Origin of the sequence: Mesotoga sp. HF07.pep.5.2.highcov, assembly GCF_003666285.1 — a bacterium.
Classification (GTDB): Bacteria; Thermotogota; Thermotogae; order Petrotogales; family Kosmotogaceae; genus Mesotoga; species Mesotoga prima.
The window spans coordinates 1-1,271 of sequence record NZ_JFHJ01000456.1; the positions used below are offsets into that span (position 1 = coordinate 1).

Genomic DNA, 1,271 nt, shown 5'->3' on the forward strand with positions numbered 1-1,271 from the left:
GGAAGCACTGTTTAGATATTACAGAACTCGCAAGTTGGGGAGAAATCTGAATTGATCATCAACATTATTGGTGGAGGACTTGCCGGATCTGAAGCCGCACTCAGTCTCGCCGATTTTGGGCAGGAAGTTAACCTTTTTGAGATGAGACCAAATGTGAAAACCGATGTCCATCAAAGTGGTGACTTTGCAGAACTCGTTTGCAGCAATTCCTTTAAGTCTGAGTCACTGGATAACGCTTCCGGTTTGCTGAAAGAAGAGGGTTTGAGACTAGGATCCAGGCTCCTTGAAATCGCCTATCATAACAGAGTGCCAGCCGGTAAAGCCCTTGCCGTTGACCGTAAGGCGTTTTCTGAAGAGGTTTCAATGAAGTTGGAGACGCATCCACTGATAAATATCAGAAGAGAAGAGGTGTGCTCAATTGATTTCGATGGAGCGGTGAATGTTGTGTGTACCGGTCCGTTGACTTCTAACTGTTTTGAAACCTTTCTCGGTGAACTCTTCGGAGGTGCCCTGTTCTTCTTTGATGCAGTTGCACCAATAGTAGCTGCAGATTCAGTTGATCTTGAAAGAGCATTTATAGCTGACAGATACTCCGACGATGGCGACTACGTGAACTGCTCGCTTTCCAGGGAGGAGTACGAGCTTTTCTGGAATGAACTGGTGCATGCAGAAGTGTTAGAGGTCGAGAACTTCTCGGATCGCTTTCTATTTGAACGGTGCCAGCCTTTTGAAGAGATAGCTCGTAGTGGAATTGATGCCCTTCGCTTCGGACCTATGAAGCCTGTTGGACTGATTGACCCGATTACCGGGAAGGAGCCGTACGCAGTTGTACAGCTTAGAAAGGAGAACTTGTCGGGTTCGCTGTTGGGAATAGTTGGCTTTCAGACAAGACTCAAATGGCGGGAACAGAAGAGAATTCTCTCCCTAATTCCTGCTTTGAGAAATGTTGACATAATTAGGTACGGAGTAATGCACCGAAACACCTTTTTGGACTCGCCAAGGCTTCTGAATCCCGATTTGCAATCCAGGAATCACAAGGGATTGTTCTTTGCTGGGCAAATAAGTGGTCTCGAAGGTTATGTTGAAGCGATAGTCTCTGGAAGGCTCGCCGCGATCAATGCTGATCGATATGCTAGAGGTAAACAGACTGTGATTCCTCCAGTGGGAACTATGATTGGAGGATTGATAAACCACATTACGGTATCTGGTCGGAGTCCTTTGAAGCCAGTATATGCGAATTTTGGTTTACTGCCGGAAATCAGAATGAAAAA

At 46.1% G+C, this 1,271-nt stretch carries 1 protein-coding gene; it reads left to right on the plus strand.

The features are described 5' to 3' along the window. Positions 1–51 precede the first annotated feature (51 nt). Positions 52–1,271: methylenetetrahydrofolate--tRNA-(uracil(54)-C(5))-methyltransferase (FADH(2)-oxidizing) TrmFO (trmFO, locus tag BG32_RS09650; RefSeq protein WP_121526748.1), on the plus strand; the 1,220-nt coding region annotated here is incomplete at its 3' end.